Origin of the sequence: Bacillus sp. FJAT-27445 (assembly GCF_001510665.1) — a bacterium.
Lineage (GTDB): Bacteria > Bacillota > Bacilli > Bacillales > Cytobacillaceae > Bacillus_D.
Genome location: NZ_LMTI01000005.1, coordinates 253,761 through 272,833, shown reverse-complemented (window position 1 = coordinate 272,833; position 19,073 = coordinate 253,761). Strand labels below are relative to the sequence as shown.

Here is a 19,073-nt window from a genome sequence, read left to right as displayed (position 1 = left end):
ATAAGTAGTGGTATTACAAGCGTCCAGAAAAGTATTTGGACACTTTTCAAAACACATAGAACGCCATAGCATTCCTTGTGTTTCTAATAAAGGTGGCAAGCGACTCTGTGAGAGGGCTTCACCTCCTTTAATTCAGGTTTTGTAACGGAACATTGCTCCATTGCCATTGGGCAGCGCGGATGGAAAGGACAGCCGGACGGCGGATTCAATGGGCTTGGCACATCACCGGTCAGGATGATCCGCTCCTTCTTCTTTTTCGGATCCGGTGAAGGGATGGCGGAAATCAGCGCCTGAGTATACGGGTGGAGCGGTTCCGCATAGAGGCTGTCCTTATCGGCGATTTCTACCATGTTCCCCAGATACATAACCCCGATCCTGTCGCTCATATGCTTAACGACACTCAAATCGTGGGCGATGAATAAAAAGGTCAGGTCGAATTCTTCCTGCAAATCCTTGAGCAGGTTCAAAACCTGCGACTGTACCGAAACGTCAAGGGCAGATACGGGCTCGTCACCAATAATCAGTTTTGGCCTTAAGGCCAGTGCCCTGGCGATTCCGATCCTTTGCCTCTGTCCGCCTGAAAATTCATGCGCATATTTAAAATAGGCATCCTCCGGAAGGCCGACCTTTTGCAAAAGGTCCATCACTTCTTTCTTCAATTCTTCCTTTGGTTTTTTTGTAAAGTTATAGATTGGCTCCGCGATAATATCGCCAACCATTTGCATCGGGTTAAGGGATGCATATGGATCCTGGAAAACCATCTGGAGGTCTTTGCGGATTTCACGCAGCGCCTTGCCGGTCACATTGGTAATATCCTTGCCATCAAAAAAGATTTTCCCGGCGGTAGGCTTTAGCAGCCTAAGGATTGTCCGTCCCGCGGTTGATTTGCCGCAGCCCGACTCCCCTACGAGGCCCATGGTTTCCCCTTTTTTAATTTCAAAAGAAACATCATCAACGGCCTTTACATTCCCGACTGTCCTCTTAAAAAAACCGCCTTTGACAGGATAGTAAGTTTTGAGATTCCTAATTTCCAGCAAGTTTTCCCTTTCGGAACCGGTTTTTCGTTTGCTGGCTTCAGATGTTATTCCGCTCACTGGCTGATCGCTCCTTCCTTTGGCCTGCTAGTTTCAAAGAGCAGGCAGGCAACCTGGTGGCCGTCCCCGTTATCGGCTAGAAGAGGCGTGACTGTTTGGCACTCAGGCATAGCCATTGGACAGCGGTTGGCAAACCTGCAGCCTGTCTTTTTCATGTTAGTAATCGATGGGACAATCCCTTGGATGGAGCTAAGCCTCTCGGTTTCCTCCTCCATTTTTGGAATTGCGCCAAGAAGAAGTGTTGTATATGGATGCTTTGGATTATAAAAGAGTGTTTCCACATCTGTTTGTTCGACTATTCTTCCAGCGTACATGACGATAACTTCATCGCACATCTCGGCAACCACACCAAGGTCATGGGTGATTAGGATGATGGACATATCATTGACTTCCTGAATTTCCTTCAGAAGTTCAAGGATTTGGGCTTGAACCGTTACATCCAATGCGGTTGTTGGCTCGTCGGCAATCAAAAGTTTTGGCTGGCAGGCAATTGCAATTGCAATCATGACCCGCTGCCTCATACCGCCGGAAAGTTGGTGCGGATATTCATCGACAATTTTCTCCGGCCTTGAGATCCCGACGCTCTTGAGTAGCGCAATCGCTTTTTGGCGCGCCTCTTTTTTCGAGATTTTCTGGTGGTTCAAAAGGACTTCCTGAATCTGAGATCCGATTGTGAATACCGGATTCAGGGACGTCATCGGCTCCTGGAAAATCATTGAGATGTCCTTGCCGCGTATTTTATTTACCTGGTTCTCGTCCATCTTTTCTACGTGGATGCCGTCGAAGATGATTTCCCCCGACTTTATTTTGCCGATCCCTTTTGGAAGAAGCTGCATAATAGAGAGGCTCATGACCGACTTCCCGCAGCCGGATTCCCCTACTACCCCTACGATTTGCCGGGGTTTAACTGAAAACGAAACATTGTCTACGGCATTGTAAAAGGCTCCGTCAATATCGAATGCTGTTTCCAGGTTCTTTATTTCTAGTAATGGCCTTCCATTTTTTTGGAAATTATTCGCGCCCATATGACACCTTCTTACTCTTTAATTTTCAGTGAATTCGCTATATTTAAATAAAATACTATTACAAAATTGTTACAATTGCAAGGATTTTTTGTTAATTTTTATGTGGATGATTTAAAATAAGGAAAAGCCTGTCCTTACAGGCTTTTCCACTTTTAAAAAAATAAATTGTTTATAAAAAGAAAGAACTTTCTTTTATTTCGAAGGAATCTTTCAATGAAAAATCGTGACTAAAGAAGTGTTTTTTTACTAAATAATATCCATAACAATAGCCTAAAAGTCTTGGAATGCCGTTTCCTCCAAAAAGGAGCCGGTCATGAACTTTGTCTGTCCTTTTTTTATCGAGATTATCTTGCAATAATACTTTGAAAAAGTGCATTAGTTCCCTTTCCTCATAAAGTGAACACCATTCAGCCAAGTACTCCTCCCCGCATTCGTGGTATACAGCATACTCGGCAAGACCTTCCATGATCATCGACTCTAGCAATGTATTTTCCCGAACTTCTTTTTCTATAGTATTTATCCTGCAGACATGATGGTACTCGTGGACAAGCAATGCTTCCAGTTCTTTGGGGTCTTCTATAATCGGCAGGAACAGGAATAGCTTGTCAGGGTAAGAAACTCCAGATTTTTGTGCGGCAGCCTTTCGGAAAAATGCCTTTTTTTTCGCTGCTGGAAAAATAAAGACAGGTACTTCGGGTCCTTTCCACTTCGCCTGGTATTTTTTAAAAAGCTGTTCAGTCTTTTCCCATGCTCCGCTTTCTAGAAGCATTTCTATTTCCTTTCCGCTCATTGATGATGGCCTATACATCCCGAAGGATAAAAGCTCATCATAAATGGCTTGTGGCTTTCCATTTTGAAAAAACGGCTCAAGCTGTTTACAAATCATTTCGGGCCTATGCCAATTTTCCTTGAGCCATTCGTCCGTAGGAACAATCGCCATCCATAATCCCCCCAAAATCATGCCTGTAATTATTCTATGAGCCGCCAACCTGGAGGTTCATATTTGTCCGGTTGGAAAAATAAAAAAACCAGCTAGTACACAAGGTACAAGCTGGTTTTTGGAAAAAGTTACGGCATCATCCGCCAGTATTACTCATATTTCTTGAAGGCAAGCGTCGCGTTATGGCCGCCGAAACCGAGCGAGTTGCTGATAGCGGCCTTTATTTCCTTCGGCCTTGACTGGTTTACGACATAATCAAGGTCGCATTCTGGATCCGGTGTTTCATAATTTATGGTTGGCGGAAGAATCGAATCCCTAATGGAAAGGGCTGTGAAAATTGCTTCGACTCCGCCTGCCGCTCCAAGCAGGTGTCCTGTCATCGACTTGGTCGAGCTGACAGCAAGCTTGTAGGCATGCTCGCCAAAAACTTCTTTTATAGCATTTGTTTCGAACCTGTCATTGTAGTCAGTGCTCGTACCATGAGCATTGATATAATCAATGTCCTCCGGTTTTAGGCCTCCATCTTCAATTGCCAATTTCATGGCACGGACTCCGCCTTCTCCACCTGGAGCAGGTGCTGTAATATGATAAGCATCCCCGGTAGCGGCATATCCCACAACTTCTGCGTAGATCTTCGCCCCGCGGGCTTTCGCATGTTCTAGTTCTTCAAGAACAACAATTCCCGCGCCTTCGCCCATTACGAAACCGTCCCTGTTTTTATCAAATGGCCTACTTGCAGTTGCAGGATCGGGATTGGTTGACAAGGCTGTATTCGCACAGAAACCTGCGACGGCCATCTTTGTGATTGGTGCTTCCGTTCCGCCAGTTACCATGGCATCGGCATCACCGCGCTGGATGACCTTGAAAGCATCGCCGATTGAATTTGTCCCTGTCGCACAAGCAGTGACAGTACAGGAATTGAATCCTTTAGCGCCTAGCATGATCGATACCTGGCCAGCTGCCATATCAGGAATCATCATTGGGACGAAGAACGGGCTGACCCTTCTGTAACCACGATTCTGGAATACTTCAAACTGCTGTTCAAAGGTTTCCATACCGCCGATACCCGAGCCAATCCAAACACCTACCCTATCGGCATTCTCGTCCACGATGGCAAGGCCTGAATCCTTGACCGCCATCAGGGAAGCGGCCACGGCATATTGGGTAAACCGGTCCATCTTCCGTGCTTCTTTTTTCTCCATGAAATCCTCAGCGTTAAAATCATTAATTTGGGCTGCCACTTTTGCCGGGAAATCATCCGCGTTAATGCGGGTCAGCGGCCCAATCCCCGATTTGCCAGCCACAATATTTTTCCAGGTTGTTTCAGCATCCATTCCGAGCGGGGTAACAGCTCCAACCCCCGTGATAACTACCCTTCGTTTTGTCACGCAAAGCCAACTCCTTTTTCGTACCAGTTATGTTCAATCCGTTTTATTTTCCCCAGCGGATGGCGATTGCGCCCCATGTGAGCCCTCCACCGAATCCGACCATTACGATTACATCGCCGTCCTTGATTTTGCCCGCCTGGACTTCATCGACCAAAGAAATCGGGATTGAGGCAGCCGATGTATTTCCGTACTTATTAATTGTATAGGACACTTTCTCCACCGGCAAATCGAGCCTTTGCCGCGCGGCTTCAATAATGCGGATATTCGCCTGATGGGGTACGAGAAAATCGACATCATCTATTTCTAAGCCAGCCTTATGAATGACGTTTACACTGCTCTCACCCATTTGGCGTACGGCGAATTTGAAGACCTCGCGGCCGTTCATGATGATGTTCTCATCCTGGTACAGATGCTTTCCGCCAGTCCCATCCGCTCCAAGCTCGAATGAAAGGATCCCTTTGTCTTCGGATACTGGGCCAAGGACAACGGCACCCGCTCCATCTCCAAATAGTACCGCTGTATTTCGGTCATCCCAGTTGACGATTTTTGATAGTTTTTCAACGCCTACGACCAGGACATGCTTATAAACACCTGTTTCAATGAACTGCTTTCCTGTTACAATCCCATACATGAATCCTGCGCAAGCTGCGCTTACGTCCATCGCTGCTGCATTCACTGCTCCCAGCCTCTCTTGAAGCATGCAGGAAACCGAGGGAAACGGATTGTCGGGTGTGACTGTCGCAACAAGGATCATATCGAGGTCCTCGGGCGAAATGCCTGCATCTTCAATTGCCATGCGGGCAGCTTTATAGGCCATATGTGACGTATTTTCATCCTCCCCGGCAATTCTTCGCTCCTCTATTCCAGTCATTGTCCGAATCCATTCATCAGACGTATCCATCCTCTTTTCGAGGTCAAAATTTGTAAGAACGCTCTCAGGCACGTATTTCCCTAAACCAACAATGCCAGCTCGCATGGCCGCCATCTCCTTATGTTGTATAATAATTATTTCTGCTTATTATCAAATATTATGACTTGGTACTAATTTTATCAAATAAAAACACCTTTATGCAATAGTTAATTGCCGAATAGCCTATTCAACTGACCATCCCTTTCCATTTTCCAACATATAGTGGAAGTGAGGAAAGGTTTAAAAGGAGGGGCGAAGGGTGGACGAAAGCAATCAGGAAAAACACACACCTGATCCATTCACAAGCATGATGTTTGGGACGGGAAGGAGAACCAACAGCCTGTCAAATACCGGAAAGGAAAAAGGCCAGCCCGTACAGAATCGGGCGGGGGAAAACACCATTAATTATCTGCAATTAATGGAAGTAATCGACAGTATGGTCGGCATTGCTGATACCCTAAAACCAGTATTTAATGGTGTATATCCGTATATCCAGCAATTTATGAAAAAGAAGTAGCTGCCCGGGTTGGCAGCTACTTCTTTATACATATATCCTCGAGGAAGCGGGTTCCAGTTTCTCCTTTTTCAATCAGCATTGCGATTCGTTCAGCAACTCCGTACCAGTCGTGAAATTCCTCCCCGGCTTTTCGCCCGGCAGGTCCATCCTCTGGCCAAGCTTTCTTCGGGAAACTTCCAGCCTCCTCTTCCCCTTGCAGCGGGGGCAATTCTTGCAATGGTAAATAAAGCCTTAACACTTTTTCGGCAGTTGTCTCCGCAAAATCTGCTGCTCGTTTGATCACTTGAATGCCTTCTTGTCCAGGGTTTTGATGAGAAAGCCCAAGGGGAAGCAGGAGAACAACGGAGGACGGGCCTTTGTGTTTCCGAATGTACTTTTCCACTTCATCAGCCAGGCCGGGTTTTTCAAGGTTTGAAGCCACGCCACTTGTATAAAGGTCATAAAGTGAAAAGATAATAGCATCGTTTTCAATCTGGTTTGCATTGATGCTATCCATCGAAATGTTAATAAAATTACTGTTTCGCCCGATTTCAAGTTCCATTTCTTCTTCGGTTTCGGTATTCTCAGTATTTAAGGATATCCCCCTTATCACATAGCCCAGTTCCAGCATTTTTTTACATAGATGAAAACCAAGACGATCGAATACGCCAATAATGAGAGCTCCTCCCATTAATCTCCCCTCCTATCAGCTGGTCTCATTTTATCCTATGCAAATCCCACAATAAATTTCATCAAGAATCCAACTATAGAATTTTTTCATACCTTGACATAAATTTTGCAATTTCCCAACCAAGCTGGCCAGCTTTTTCCGGAAGCATATAGGTTTCTGTGATTGGCGGCTTCGGCTGAAGCTCGGTTAGGAGAGTTTTGCAGGCCCTCGCATGTTTGTAAGTCCTTCCGCCAGAAAGGATTTGAAAAATCCGGATCGGTATTCCAAAATCAAGTTCGGGCATTTCCTCTTGTCCGATCACCATTGCTGTCTTCTCTCGCTCAATCTCTTGTGCTTCCGCGATTTCCGTAAGAAGTTTTTTATAAAAAAATTTATGTTCCTTTTCCTGCTCAAGATGGAACTTTAGGGAGATTATTGGATTAATCAGTACTATGGACCTGATTTTCCCTTTCATTTCCTGCGCCAGCTTCAGAGCTGTAAGAGCTCCCATCCCTTCAGCTATAATGTGGATTTTGGTGTTCAGGATTTCATTCTTCATGACCAATTCGTACAACATGGCAGCGAGCATGACAGCCTTTGGGGAGCCCCAGTTTCTCCCGTAAAGGTTGGATGTAAACAAGGTATAGCCTGCCTCTTTTAAAGTAGTGAGGATCTTTCGTTTCCCGGAATTCTGGTTCCAGAAGCTTGTCTCCTCCTCCACAAAATGGCGTTCATCACCAACGATCAGCACGCCGAAGCCAGTTGGTTTCTCCGGATAGTAGATGGTATTCCATTGATTTCCTAGTTGAAAACTTCTGTTATCCATACGTAAAACTCCTTCTGCCATATTCCACTAATAGTGTATGTAAAGCACCACAGAATGAAATAGGAACTTTCCTCAATGGGCTTTCCGATTTTCTGTATGTTTTCCACTTTTTGCGTTTCTTCTTTTTCCACTGTATGATAAGATGAGAAAGATAAAAATGCTATGAGGTGACGGTATGAGATACTTCTGGACACTGTTTTGGGTTCTTCTTTTAGTTGAAATGCTTAGCTATGTGGTAACGTCAATGATAGGGGTTGCATTCGATTATAAAATCGCCGCACTTCTTGGAATACTGACGGCTGTTTTAATCCTCGTTGTTCCAGCAATTATTCCGAATGAACCAGCTGACCATCATTAATTACTTTAAGGCCATCCCGAACAGGATGACCTTTTTTTATGGTTATTCGAACGGGGTAAAAGGATAATGGAATGGATTTTGATTGGTTACCGGGCTGGCTGCTCTTCATTCCTTTTAATACCCGGGTTGGTAGCTGTTCAACCTCACCAAAAAGGAAAAATGAAAAATAAGGGAATAGTCTTAAAGCCGAAAAAAGCCATCCTTGCCGGGTGGCTTTTTTTTCTGGCTACAAATTTATTGGCTAATTATGAAAATCATTGTGTTTCAGGCGAAGATTTTTTTCTATGGTTTCCTTGTATAGGTCCAAATCCTCTCATGGTTGGACGCCTCCGGGAATGGCTGGCCTTTTTTCAAATGGATTTTCCTAGGGTTGTTAACCGGGCTGGTCGTATCACCGATTTCAATATAGGTACCATTATTCGGTGCTTTTTGCCCAGGTTTAAATTGGCGGTTTTGGCCCATCTTTTTCCCTCCTTTCGATATATAGGGGGCTTTTGGCCCTCTTTTATAGTATTCCGCGGCAAAAGAGCCTGATTAGGGGAATTATTGTCATCAATTTTTGATTATTTCCCGAGCAATATTTGTCGAATATGACGTTTGTATGAACCTTCGTTGGGTATTATAGTTTTTTTCCTTGGTTAGCAATATAATTATAGTAATAAATTACATTCTGCCATTTGAAGAAACAGAATCCGTATTGAAGGTTGGTGGCAATTATGCAATCGCTTGCAGGTGCGCCCGCAAAGCTGACAGAATTATTAAAACATACCCATCATGTTCAAAAAATCGAAAAAGGGCATTTCTTATTCCAAGAAGGTTCCCCTTCCAGGGAGATATACGTCCTTTTAAGCGGTTTAATCCAAGTTGGCAAAATCATTCCCGACGGGCGGGAGTTGACTCTCCGCATTTGCTCAGAGGGTGATTTAATCGGTGAACTGAATATATTTTGTGCAACGCCAAGGAATTTATTAAGTGCGAAAGTGGTCGAAAGCGGGGAAGTTGCCGTCATCATGAAAGATGCCCTTGAAGCAAAGCTTGCGAGTGATCATGTTTTAGCACTAGAATTCATGCAGTGGATGAGCCAGCATTACCGAAAGACGCAAACAAAATTTCGTGACCTAGTTTTGCATGGCAAGAAAGGCGCCCTCTATTCCACCTTAATCCGGATGGCAAACAGCTATGGCGTAAAGACTAGTAATGGCATAATGATCGATCTTCTCCTTACCAACCAGGAAGTCGCCAATTTTTGCGGAACTTCCCGCGAGGTCGTCAACCGTCTTCTCGGTGAGCTAAGGAAGAAAGGCATTATTTCCATTACGAAGGGGATTATCACCATTCATCAGCTCCCTTATTTAAAACGCGAGATCGACTGTGAAAACTGCCCGAAGGAAATTTGCAATATTGATTAAAAACAAAATGCGGAAGCGCCTTGGTCAGCCCCGACCAGATTAAGACGGGGCCTGCAGGACGGGCCTGCCCTCCGGAGGGAACCGGCTTAAGACCTCGAGGGGCTAGGCGCTGGAGCTGGATTAATATACCTTATTTCGAGTTGTCCACAATGTTCGATTTAATAATTTCCAAATCGATAATGAAATGCGTAAGCACCTAATTTAAAATACTGATTCATAAAGAAACCTGCCGGCTTCAAAGTGCCTGGCAGGTTTTTTTAGTTTGATAACAGATAACTGGCAATCAGTATAAAGAAAACTGCCGAGTTTATTATTTCATATATGCCGATTTGTTTAGGGGTGAGATTTTTACCATAAAAGCCGATAGCCCTTGCAACACTCGGGATAAAGGCAATTGCGACCAGCCATTTTCCAAGCAGAAGCCATGCCAGTAAAACAAGGCTATGGAAGCACCAGGAAATCCACTTAAACTGTACATTTTTCTTTTCTCGGATCATTGTTTTAACAAAGAAGGTACTGCCTATAAAAAAGAGTGCTGACACTATAAAGACAAGGATAGCTTCTTCTGTGACTTTTCCAATCGGCAAGAATGCGCTTGCTATCCCTGCGAGGGAAAACGCAAAGACCGCGCTAAAGTCATTCATTATGGCCCTGTCTTTGTTTTTAGATGAAAAATAAGCATTAATCGCAAAAAAAGGAATCATCATTACGCCGAACAATAAGACAGAGGGGCGCTCGAATAGCGGGAACATCAATAGTGCAATGGCCGGAATAAGGTAAAATAGCGTCCAGTTTACATGGAATTTGATCTTCTTCCTTTTAAAAAGGAGAAGCATGGGATACGTTGACAAATATAGAAGCAGCCACCCGAAGAAGAAAGGAATATGTTCCCATAAGAATCCGGATGCGACAACCCCCAGCCAGAATGGTAGGATGACCATTGCCCACGCGCCATGCTGCTTTGGCATAAATAATTTCATTTTCAACACCTCTTGCTTAGCTTTCTTACCTTTACTATAAGCCAATCAAGAGGGTGGAAAAGTGAAATGCATCACATATTCATGTGCAAAAGTGTCGAAAATGGCAACATCGGACGGGGAAACCCACTGTATTATCTGGCTTGGTTGGCCCGTTTAGCCCTGTTTTCGGAAAGCGTTTTCAAAATGTAAATTGGTTTAAATACGATGGCAACATATTTAGTAAAAGAAAAAAATAACAGAAACGTAAAAAGCAATAATAAATGCACTTGAAGCAATGCAGATGCGTGCTTCAGCAACCCCATATCCGGATTGAAATGTAAGAAGCTTATCAGCCACTCAACCATATTCTTTAACTCGTCCGTAGCCCGGTAGAAAATCATCAACCCTATGCCGGTCAGTGTAGTTAGCAGCCAAAGCACTTTCACAATCCTGTTGAGGATAACCCCTGATTTTAGCTGCATTTCCTCAAACTGATCTGGAGTATCATATTGCCATACTATCCCCATTGCCAGGACCGCTGCCACTGTATAAGGATAGACCAGCCAGGCGAACCATTGAAACAATTCCATCCCTTCACTCCCTTTAAATCCACAACCAACTCCCATTGTAGCGAAGTAAACGTGACAATTCAGTGACAAAAGTAACTGAGTTCATAAAAAGTTTACTTGACTTGAATTGTGCAGGAACCCGATCTCTTTATCTGGCGCCTGGCAGACCCATTGTTTTGGCGATAAGGTTTGCGAGGTAATCGGGGGTTTGTGATTGTTGGATTGCGTAGGTCGGATAGTTTCCTTTTATGGATGGCTCTCTTTTCCAGTATGAAGCGGCTAGAATGTTTTCAAGGTTAAACAAGAGTTGTTCATCCTCGCTGTTACGGATAAGGACGATTTTCGGGTAGGCTGCATGTTTATGCCCCTCTACGAGAATGGCGTCCGGGTCGAATGCTGACATTATGGCAATTTGTTCATCAAGAGTCCAGTTATCCTTTTCAGATTGAAGGACTAGCCGACCGCCTCCTTCAACCAGAGCAGCTAAAGCCCCGGCAGATGCATGCCGCGTTGAATCCTTTTCCTTTTCTATATTAGGCTTCCCCCCGTGCCCATGATGCTTGATGGCCGCTACAGTTATGCCCTTTTCATTGAGCCGCTTAATGAGGGCTTCCGAAAGGGTTGTTTTGCCGCTATTTTGATAGCCGACAACCTGAAAAACGAATGGCCTTACCATGGCCATTCGCTTCCTTCCTGGTCTTCCAGCAGGAGAACTTCCACATCCCTGCCTGCTTCGAACCCTCTCGTTCCCCCTGGTAAAATCATCAATGAATTCGCTCCAGCAAGGCTCATTACGATATTGGATTTATCGAGCCCGCTTGGTGTCGCGACTATGCGGCCATCCTTGAAGAAAGTCGTACTGCGGACGAATCTCGTAAACGGGTTGGCCTTTGGAAAATCGGTATCTAGGACAGCCTTTTCCTTGCGTAGATGCGGTTTTGTCGAACAAAGCATCGTGCGGATGACCGGCCTGGCAAATAGTTCAAAACCGACATAGCACGCGGACGGGTTTCCCGATAGCCCGAACAGGAGCTTGCCATTATGAGCTGCAACAGTCGTAACACTACCCGGCCTCATCGCAACCTTGTTGAACAGCACTTCTGCCCCGAGCTTCGCATAAATGGCAGGCAGATAGTCGTAATCCCCGACTGAAACACCACCAGTTGTCACAAGCATATCAACCTTATCGAGCGAGTTTTTGACCGCTTCAAAACAAGTATCGAAATCATCCGGAAGATTGCCAAAATACACAACCTTTCCTCCAGCCCGTTCGATCTGGGCGGCTATCATATAGGAATTGCTGTTGCGGATTTTGCCTGGAACGAGCGGCTCATCCACTTCAAGCAGCTCCGTCCCGGTCGCATAAAGGCCGACAACCGGCTTTTTCGCAACCGGTACTTTTGCATATCCGAATGTCGCGAGCATCGCCTGGATCCCGGGATTAATAAGCGTGCCTTTTTTAACAAGCACTTCCCCTTCTTTTGCGTCTTCTCCCTGAAAGGAAACATTTTCACCTTTTTTGATTTTCCGCTTGATTGTCATAAAATTCTTTCCGCCGCGTTCCGATGTTTTCACTAGCTCTAGCATCATGACCGCGTCTGATCCTTCCGGCATCATCGCACCAGTCATAATCCTGACCGCCTGTTTTTCACCCAGCACCTTGGATGTTGTTTGCCCGGCACCGATATGGTCGATGACCTCGAATTCAACAGGATTATCGAGGCCCGCCGTCTGTGTATCCTCGGAACGGACCGCAAAGCCATCGTATGGAGCCCTTGTGAAATGCGGGACGTCGCTAGTGGCCGCCAAATCTTCTGAAAGGAACCGGCCAAAGCTTTCATCAATCGATATGAACTCGGTTTCACCCGTTTGCCTGCACTCCATAATCCGCTGTACCGCCTCGCCGATTGAAATCGGCCTCCTCAATTCCAGCATGTCATCATCTCCTGCACCGTCTAAATATATTCCATCTCCATTATAAGGGTAGCCGAAACCATAATCGTTGGCAAATTAGGAATATGGACGTTTTTTGGCAAAATAAAAATCTTGATGAAAAAGATTCTCAGGTGTGATGCAGGTCACCATGTTCCGTTTAACAGTGTCGTATGCTTGGTTTAAGAAAAAATTCATTACCTTTACTAAGGAGGATATATAAAAATGTTAAAAACTTACTCAGAACAAACCCTTGTCCGCGACCTCGTCAATGAATTCCCTAAAACAGCCGATGTATTTAAAAGTGTAAGGATTGATTTCTGCTGCGGCGGCGCAACGCCGATAGCGGAGGCTGCTTCTGCTGGCGGAATCGATCTTGGCACCCTTATGGCGAACCTGGCCGATGTGATTGAAAAAAGCAACGGTTCAGAAACAGATCTAAAGGTTTGGATTGACTCGGAATCAGACACAATCATCGATCATGTCATTTCCGATTACCATAACCCCCTCCGCGAGGAATTTTTGAATCTTAGCCCGTATGTGACCAAGGTATCCCGTGTCCATGGCGGCCACCGCCCGGAACTCTTAAAGGTTTATGACCTTTACTACGAACTGAAAAAAGAAATGCTTGAGCACGTTGCGAAGGAAGAAGAGACAGTATTTCCATTAATCAGGAAGCTTGAAGCCAATACAATTGAAGACCGCGAACAAGCGCTGAATTATATAAAAGAGCTTGAAAAAGAGCATGACCATGCAGGCGCAATCTTAAAGGAGCTTCGCGAAATCACTTCTGATTTCACACCTCCTGCAGATGCGTGCGGCACCTATCGCCTTGTCTACAAGCGCCTTGAAATGCTTGAAGAGCAAACATTCATGCACGTCCATTTGGAAAATAACATTTTGTTCCCACGATATTTTTAAGTTTTGGAAACATAATAGCCTGCCGGATATTGTAGCCGGCAGGCTTTTTTTGTAGATTAACTCCTTTAGGTTACTGACCGGAATAGTATTTAGGTTTATATCATTCATTAATAGTCCAGCGTTTGGCATAATTATCGGGTTATTCGGCATTAATAACGACCTATTCGGCATTAATATTGGGTTAATCGGCATTATTATCGGGTTATCCGGCATTAATAACGGGTTCAAACGGCACCCCGTTAAAAAATTCAAAAAAAAGAGGCCGTCCCGGCACCAAGCCGGATTCAGCCTCTCTAAATTATCCTCCAATATAGGACATCTCGATTTTCTTCCGGGTTGCGGCCGTTTCCTCTGTTCGCTCATCCGAATAGCGGTCCCCGCGCCCTTCCCAAATCGATGTAACTCTTTCTGCAAGCTCCTCATCTGTAGCACCGTTCCGCAGGAAGTTGCGGATGTCGTGCCCGTTGCCATTGAACAAACAGGTGAAAATCTGCCCGTTTGCCGAAAGCCGTGAGCGTGTACAGCTGCTGCAGAAGGATTCGGACACAGACGTGATAAACCCAACATCGCTATCTGTTCCTTTATACCTATAAAGCTTGGCCACTTCGCCAAAGTAAGCAGGCTCCAATGCCTCAAGCTCGAACTTCTCTTTCAGAATGTCATAAATCTGTTTTTTCGTTACGACATCGTCCATTTTCCAGCCGTTCGTGCTGCCGACGTCCATATATTCAATATAACGAAGCTGCAGCCCATTTTCCTTACAGTATTCAGCCATCGGCAAGATTTCCTGGTCATTCAGCCCTTTTTTCACAACCATATTCACTTTAACGCCGAGTCCGGCCTTTCGAGCGGCCGCAATCCCATCAAGAACTGGCTGTGTGCCTACGTTTCGGCCGTTTATTTCCCCGAACAGCTTGTCATTCAGGCTATCAAGGGAAACGTTCACCCTCATCAACCCGGCTGCCTTCAGCTGCTCAGCGAATTTAGGCAGAAGCACCCCATTCGTCGTAAGGCCGATGTCACTTAGCCCCTCAATTTTCGATAGCTTTTCAACGAGGATTGGCAAATCCTTGCGGAGGAGCGGCTCGCCGCCGGTCAAGCGGATTTTTTCCACTCCTAGCCCGACGAATACTTTTGCAACCCTCTCAAGCTCCTCGTACGTCAGCAACGCGCTTTTAGGCAGAAAAACAAAGTCCGGACCAAATTTATCCGCGGGCATACAGTACTGGCAGCGGAAATTGCAGCGGTCTATTACCGAAATCCTCAAATCTCTCAGCGGCCTGTTCAACTTATCTTTAATAATGGACTTTTCCATTTTATCAACTCCAATATTCAGGATATAGCCAACACCGCTTCCTTATTTTAAGGAAACCATCAGCATTCCGGAACCGCCCAGACGACTAGAGCGGACAGCAACTCCATCCACTACCCAACCCGATATCCACATTTACATATTGTTAACTATATTATCTATACATTCTAGCATACATTTACCCTCTTTTGGTAAAAGAGGACCACTTGGAACACGATTTCAAACAATGTTCACCTTTTCTTAAAAATTTCATTTCCATTTTTCACTATATTGTCATTGTTAACAACTTTCCAGGGATAGAAACTGATATACAATGAGAGTAACAAAAATCACAGACTAATATAAAAACCAATAAATATTAAAGAGGTGGCACTTATGGGAGCTGTAAAAGCTATGAAACCGACCCACTCGATTGAAATAAAAGAGCTCTTGCGCTTTGCTGATCGGAAATTCAGATCCGAACGGGGCACCTTTCTTTTCCAGGAGGGAATGGAGGCCCAGGAGCTGTATATCGTCCTCTCCGGTAAAATCCAAATAAGCAAGATCACATCCGATGGGCGGGAATTGTCACTCCGTATTTGCGGAGAAAATGATATTTGCGGGGAACTGACACTATTTACTTCTAACCCGAAATACCTCCTCAGTGCAAAGGTTCTTGAAGAAGGCGAAATCGTGGCAATCCGCAAAGACGTAATTGAAACGGAAATTTTCCAAAACAGCACACTCGCATTCGAATTTATGAAATGGATGAGTGACCATTTCCGCAAAACACAGACGAAATTCCGTGACCTCGTCTTAAACGGTAAGCGCGGCGCTTTGTTTTCAACACTTATCCGGATGACCAACAGCTATGGAATCCATAAACCGGACGGCATCCTCATAGACCTGCCGCTCACTAACCAGGATCTCGCAAACTTCTGCGGCACCTCCCGGGAAAGCACGAACCGGATTTTAAGTGAACTAAAGCGTGATGGCCTCATTTCAATCAAAAAAGGCAAAATCACCGTTCACGATCTTGAATACCTCAGGCTTGAAATCGGCTGTGAAAACTGCCCGGCCGTCTATTGCAGCATCGAATAATCAGGATGGAACCCTCCATCCTTTTTCTTTTGCTTTTTTTTGGAAAATCAACCTAGGCCCGATGTGGACTTACAAACATTCTGCCCCGCCATTTTCACTCCTGACGCCAGACACCCTGTTCCCGTAAAAAAACCGGCCGGAGCGATTCCTCGTTCCGGCCGCTATTCTATTTGAACTGGCTGCCCTATTTTTTTAAAAATGGATGGTTTCCTTTTTGAATCTCGGAAAATTCTTTGCTACTGAACCTGCTTCTCCCTCATCGCCTTTGGGATATAGACGCAGAAAGGCTCACTTTCCAGGTAGTCCCCGGTCATCGCGTACGCCCTGGACCGAGATCCGCCGCAAACATGGCGGAATTCGCAGACGCCGCACTTCCCTTTGTATTCATCCGGATTCCTGAGGGACTTGAACACGGGCGATTCACGGTAAATTTCCGCGAGTGGCGTTTCCCTTACATTGCCCGCCTTGATTGGCAAGAGTCCGCTTGGGTACACATCACCGATATGAGAAATGAATACAAATCCATTGCCATCGTTTACCCCCATTGGCGCCCGGCCAAGGCCGTCAATCGAGCCTGTCAGCCCATGGGCGGTCAAAGCATTCAAGTACTCAATCTCTCCCTGCTGTTCTTTTGCCTCACGCATTTTTTGCTGGATAACCACACGGCGATAATGCTGCCCAGCAGTGGTTTTAATATCGAATTTAACCCGTTTGCTCAGGTCATAAAGCCAGCGGAATACATGCTCGTGCTGGACAGGGGATATCATGTCGCTTTCCTGCCCGCGGCCCGTTGGAACAAGGAAGAATACACTCCAAAGGACACATTCGAGCTCTTCCATTAGTTTCGCCATTTCTTCAAGGTAATCAATATTGTATCGGGAAATAACTGTATTAATTTGTATAGGTATTTCAAGTTCATGCAGATACTTGATTCGTTCGAGCGTCAGATCAAATGAGCCAGCGGTCCCTCTGAAATGGTCGTGTATTTCCGCATTAGGTCCGTCGAGGCTGAATGCCCAGCGGGACAGGCCAACCTCTTTCGCCTTCTCAATCGCTTCCTTCGTAACATTCGGTGTCGCGCTCGGAGTCATTGATACGCGAACGCCCTTCTCGACTGCATACTTGGCAATATCAAACACATCCTTGCGCATCAGCGGATCTCCGCCGGTGAACACAAGCATCGGATTCTGCATTTCATATATTTGGTCAATCAGGTGTTTCCCCTCTTCAAACGTCAGCTCACGCGGGTCGCGCATATATTGCGCCTCTGCCCTACAATGCAAACACTTCAGCTGGCATGCACGCGTCAGCTCCCAAATCACAATAAACGGGTTTTCATTGAAATCCCGAGCATATGGATTCTTCCTCATCATCATTTCCGGGTTAAAAGCCATTTTAAACGCCTCCTGACGGCTGGCTCTCACTAGCCTTGTTACTAGTATTATAAAATTGCCCAGAAACCGAAAAAGTGACATTCATCACACATATCCCCCTTTCTATGTCATATTTGTGAAAGAGGGCAAGGCGAAGCAGTGAAGCAGGTGAAGCAGGGGACGTTTCCTTCGCCTCATTCATTTTGTAAGCAAACTTATCTTTTTCAAAAAAGAAAATAAAAAAACAGCCACAGTAAGTTAAATGGCTGCAACTCAAAAATGAAGCGGATCTATTTTAGCGACTTTGTATTCCTGGCTTAATTTATCAGCCTTTTTGTAAAGGGGATTTTTTCTCCTGCCTTCCAGCTCCCCTAAAAACCTTATTTCCACTTTCTCCTTTAGCTCATTCCATAATTTATTAAGCTCTTGAAGCTGCGGCCTTATGGATTCCTCATATTTCCTTTCATCTATTTCAATTCCTTTTGCTAAGTGTTCCTGATCTGTTATTATAATTGCCTTTTTAATCTTCTTATTTTTAACAATTTTCAGCGCCTCAAGGATTGCCAGAAATTCGCTAACTATAGCCTTGTCAGTTTTCACCTTTCTGACTTTTGACCATCCAGTGGCCGTTTCCCAATTATCCACCATTACTATTCCGGCTCCCGCCTTTCCCTTTTCAAAATTGTAGGAGCCATCTACAATGAAAACGGGCACATCTTTTGGATCCTCATTACAAAATGGGCTAAGGTATTTTTCTATCGGCAAACTGGTCCGGCTCTCCTTGCTTATCCTATAAAATTCAAGAATGTCTCCGATATGATAGAAACGTTTTTTTCCAACGTCTGAAAAAGGCATTCCCTTTTTGCAAAGACCGATTAAATATACTTTGCCTAACCTCAAAGTTGCGATAGCAATGTCTTCGGTCACATACTCTTCCAACGTCCGGCCCTTTTCGTCCCGAAATTGGCTTTCCAGCCGTTCCTGTGACGGCTTATAAACTTTCAGCCAATCCAGTGCTTCTCTTTCCAAAAAACGATATTGGTTGCCAAAAAGATAATGGGGCATCCCATCTTCAAGAAAAACATTAAATTGGGATTTAGATACCTTCAATTTTGTCTGGAGTTCTCCTTTTAAAAGCAGAACTTCCGGTTTTTTTAACAGTTCGGCCATGTTCCACCTGCACCTATTTATTTTATAAAGAGATTACATCTCTTCTCTTCATTGGCTTATATAAAAAACCTTCCCCCCTTCCCCACATTAATTATTCAATTATCCCTAAAAATTACCCGACACATAAATTTTACCAGAAATTTCTTCATTATTTAATTCCTACTTTAAAATATCCTTCTGAATGGAGACGATAAAAGAATGAGTGAAGCAAAGGATACGTCCCCTGCTTCACTGCTTCACTCATTCACAAAAAAAAGCAACCGAATTAACGGCTGCTTTTGGAATTTAAGATATGGTTAGTACTTCATGTTTTGCGGCAAGGTTGATGAATTCGCCCATCGTACTTATTTTGCCGACGGTTAGTTTTTCTTCTAGTCCGTAATGGTCGACGCATGTTTTGCAAGCGAGGATTTCAACACCTTTTTGCTCAAGCTCCTTCAAATGGACGGAAACGAATGAATCGTCCGTCATAAGGTACACGCCTGTGTTCATGCAAAAAATGGCGCGAGGCAAGTCTTCCCGCTGTTTGAGCAGTGTGAAAAATGTTTCAAGCACACTTTCGCCAAGCTGCTCGTCCCCCCTGCCAAGCTGGGTTGATGTTGCCAAAATTACTTTATCCTTCAACAGTTACTCCTCCTTAA

21 protein-coding genes are annotated in these 19,073 nt (G+C 44.9%); 5 read left to right on the top strand and 16 right to left on the bottom strand.

Annotation, left to right across the window (positions count from 1 at the left end; translation table 11 throughout):
- Positions 1–83 precede the first annotated feature (83 nt).
- The 5 genes from AR337_RS15995 to AR337_RS15975 all read right to left on the bottom strand — a co-directional run bounded on the left by AR337_RS15995 (position 84) and on the right by AR337_RS15975 (position 5,423).
- A complete protein-coding gene (locus AR337_RS15995; RefSeq protein ID WP_059173297.1) occupies positions 84–1,085 on the bottom strand; it encodes an ABC transporter ATP-binding protein in 1,002 nt (333 codons plus the stop codon).
- Between the two features lie 5 nt (positions 1,086–1,090).
- On the bottom strand, positions 1,091–2,119 hold the full coding sequence (locus AR337_RS15990) for an ABC transporter ATP-binding protein (protein WP_059173013.1): 1,029 nt from the start codon (positions 2,117–2,119) through the stop codon (positions 1,091–1,093).
- A 169-nt stretch (positions 2,120–2,288) separates the two neighbouring features.
- Positions 2,289–3,059, bottom strand: coding sequence for a DUF2268 domain-containing protein (locus tag AR337_RS15985; RefSeq protein WP_059173012.1), 771 nt, complete (start codon positions 3,057–3,059; stop codon positions 2,289–2,291).
- A 149-nt stretch (positions 3,060–3,208) separates the two neighbouring features.
- On the bottom strand, positions 3,209–4,447 hold the full coding sequence (fabF, locus tag AR337_RS15980; protein ID WP_059173011.1) for a beta-ketoacyl-ACP synthase II: 1,239 nt from the start codon (positions 4,445–4,447) through the stop codon (positions 3,209–3,211).
- A gap of 43 nt (positions 4,448–4,490) precedes the next feature.
- A complete protein-coding gene (locus AR337_RS15975) occupies positions 4,491–5,423 on the bottom strand; it encodes a beta-ketoacyl-ACP synthase III (protein ID WP_059173010.1) in 933 nt (310 codons plus the stop codon).
- A gap of 193 nt (positions 5,424–5,616) precedes the next feature.
- Here AR337_RS15975 and AR337_RS15970 point away from each other — a divergent pair, with 193 nt between their 5' ends.
- Positions 5,617–5,874, top strand: coding sequence for a hypothetical protein (locus AR337_RS15970; protein ID WP_059173009.1), 258 nt, complete (start codon positions 5,617–5,619; stop codon positions 5,872–5,874).
- Positions 5,875–5,890: 16 nt separating this feature from the next.
- Here AR337_RS15970 and AR337_RS15965 read toward each other — a convergent pair whose 3' ends face one another.
- Together AR337_RS15965 and AR337_RS15960 are read right to left on the bottom strand one after the other, a co-directional pair.
- Positions 5,891–6,544, bottom strand: coding sequence for a hypothetical protein (locus AR337_RS15965; RefSeq protein ID WP_059173008.1), 654 nt, complete (start codon positions 6,542–6,544; stop codon positions 5,891–5,893).
- 73 nt (positions 6,545–6,617) lie between these two features.
- Positions 6,618–7,349 (bottom strand): hypothetical protein, encoded by a 732-nt coding sequence (locus AR337_RS15960; protein WP_059173007.1) that lies wholly within the window; start codon positions 7,347–7,349, stop codon positions 6,618–6,620.
- Positions 7,350–7,524: 175 nt separating this feature from the next.
- Here AR337_RS15960 and AR337_RS15955 point away from each other — a divergent pair, with 175 nt between their 5' ends.
- The gene (locus tag AR337_RS15955; RefSeq protein ID WP_059173006.1) at positions 7,525–7,707 is read left to right on the top strand and encodes a YjzD family protein; all 183 of its coding nucleotides are present in this window, start codon (positions 7,525–7,527) and stop codon (positions 7,705–7,707) included.
- 282 nt (positions 7,708–7,989) lie between these two features.
- Here the strand turns inward: AR337_RS15955 and AR337_RS15950 are convergent, their stop codons facing one another.
- The gene (locus AR337_RS15950) at positions 7,990–8,169 is read right to left on the bottom strand and encodes a YjzC family protein (protein ID WP_059173005.1); all 180 of its coding nucleotides are present in this window, start codon (positions 8,167–8,169) and stop codon (positions 7,990–7,992) included.
- Between the two features lie 254 nt (positions 8,170–8,423).
- On the opposite strand from AR337_RS15950, the gene AR337_RS15945 reads away from it, so the two are divergent.
- Positions 8,424–9,116: a Crp/Fnr family transcriptional regulator gene (locus AR337_RS15945; protein WP_059173004.1), complete on the top strand. Its 693-nt coding sequence runs from the start codon at positions 8,424–8,426 to the stop codon at positions 9,114–9,116.
- Between the two features lie 257 nt (positions 9,117–9,373).
- Here AR337_RS15945 and AR337_RS15940 read toward each other — a convergent pair whose 3' ends face one another.
- The 4 genes from AR337_RS15940 to glp all read right to left on the bottom strand — a co-directional run bounded on the left by AR337_RS15940 (position 9,374) and on the right by glp (position 12,579).
- Positions 9,374–10,096, bottom strand: a complete 723-nt coding sequence (locus AR337_RS15940; RefSeq protein ID WP_059173003.1) for a YwiC-like family protein — start codon at positions 10,094–10,096, stop codon at positions 9,374–9,376.
- A gap of 131 nt (positions 10,097–10,227) precedes the next feature.
- Positions 10,228–10,665: a respiratory nitrate reductase subunit gamma gene (locus tag AR337_RS15935; protein ID WP_059173002.1), complete on the bottom strand. Its 438-nt coding sequence runs from the start codon at positions 10,663–10,665 to the stop codon at positions 10,228–10,230.
- A 127-nt stretch (positions 10,666–10,792) separates the two neighbouring features.
- Complete coding sequence (mobB, locus tag AR337_RS15930) at positions 10,793–11,326, bottom strand: molybdopterin-guanine dinucleotide biosynthesis protein B (protein ID WP_059173001.1); 534 nt, start codon at positions 11,324–11,326, stop codon at positions 10,793–10,795.
- Positions 11,314–12,579 (bottom strand): gephyrin-like molybdotransferase Glp, encoded by a 1,266-nt coding sequence (glp, locus tag AR337_RS15925; protein ID WP_059173000.1) that lies wholly within the window; start codon positions 12,577–12,579, stop codon positions 11,314–11,316. The genes mobB and glp overlap by 13 nt, the downstream gene beginning before the upstream one ends.
- Positions 12,580–12,801: 222 nt before the next feature.
- Here glp and ric point away from each other — a divergent pair, with 222 nt between their 5' ends.
- Complete coding sequence (ric, locus tag AR337_RS15920) at positions 12,802–13,497, top strand: iron-sulfur cluster repair di-iron protein (RefSeq protein WP_059172999.1); 696 nt, start codon at positions 12,802–12,804, stop codon at positions 13,495–13,497.
- A gap of 298 nt (positions 13,498–13,795) precedes the next feature.
- On the opposite strand, the gene moaA is transcribed toward ric, so the two are convergent.
- Positions 13,796–14,812 carry a GTP 3',8-cyclase MoaA gene (gene moaA / locus AR337_RS15915; protein WP_059172998.1) on the bottom strand — a complete coding sequence of 339 codons (1,017 nt, stop codon included), beginning with the start codon at positions 14,810–14,812 and terminating at the stop codon, positions 13,796–13,798.
- A 390-nt stretch (positions 14,813–15,202) separates the two neighbouring features.
- Between moaA and AR337_RS15910 the strand changes: the two genes are divergently transcribed.
- Positions 15,203–15,889 (top strand): Crp/Fnr family transcriptional regulator, encoded by a 687-nt coding sequence (locus tag AR337_RS15910; protein ID WP_172797564.1) that lies wholly within the window; start codon positions 15,203–15,205, stop codon positions 15,887–15,889.
- Positions 15,890–16,125: 236 nt separating this feature from the next.
- Here AR337_RS15910 and AR337_RS15905 read toward each other — a convergent pair whose 3' ends face one another.
- The 3 genes from AR337_RS15905 to yedF form a co-directional block, all read right to left on the bottom strand.
- Complete coding sequence (locus tag AR337_RS15905; RefSeq protein WP_253701813.1) at positions 16,126–17,283, bottom strand: TIGR04053 family radical SAM/SPASM domain-containing protein; 1,158 nt, start codon at positions 17,281–17,283, stop codon at positions 16,126–16,128.
- Positions 17,284–17,535: 252 nt separating this feature from the next.
- Positions 17,536–18,201 (bottom strand): reverse transcriptase-like protein, encoded by a 666-nt coding sequence (locus AR337_RS23245; protein WP_172797560.1) that lies wholly within the window; start codon positions 18,199–18,201, stop codon positions 17,536–17,538.
- Positions 18,202–18,717: 516 nt separating this feature from the next.
- Positions 18,718–19,056, bottom strand: a complete 339-nt coding sequence (gene yedF, locus AR337_RS15895; RefSeq protein ID WP_059172995.1) for a sulfurtransferase-like selenium metabolism protein YedF — start codon at positions 19,054–19,056, stop codon at positions 18,718–18,720.
- Between the last annotated feature and the right edge of the window lie 17 nt (positions 19,057–19,073).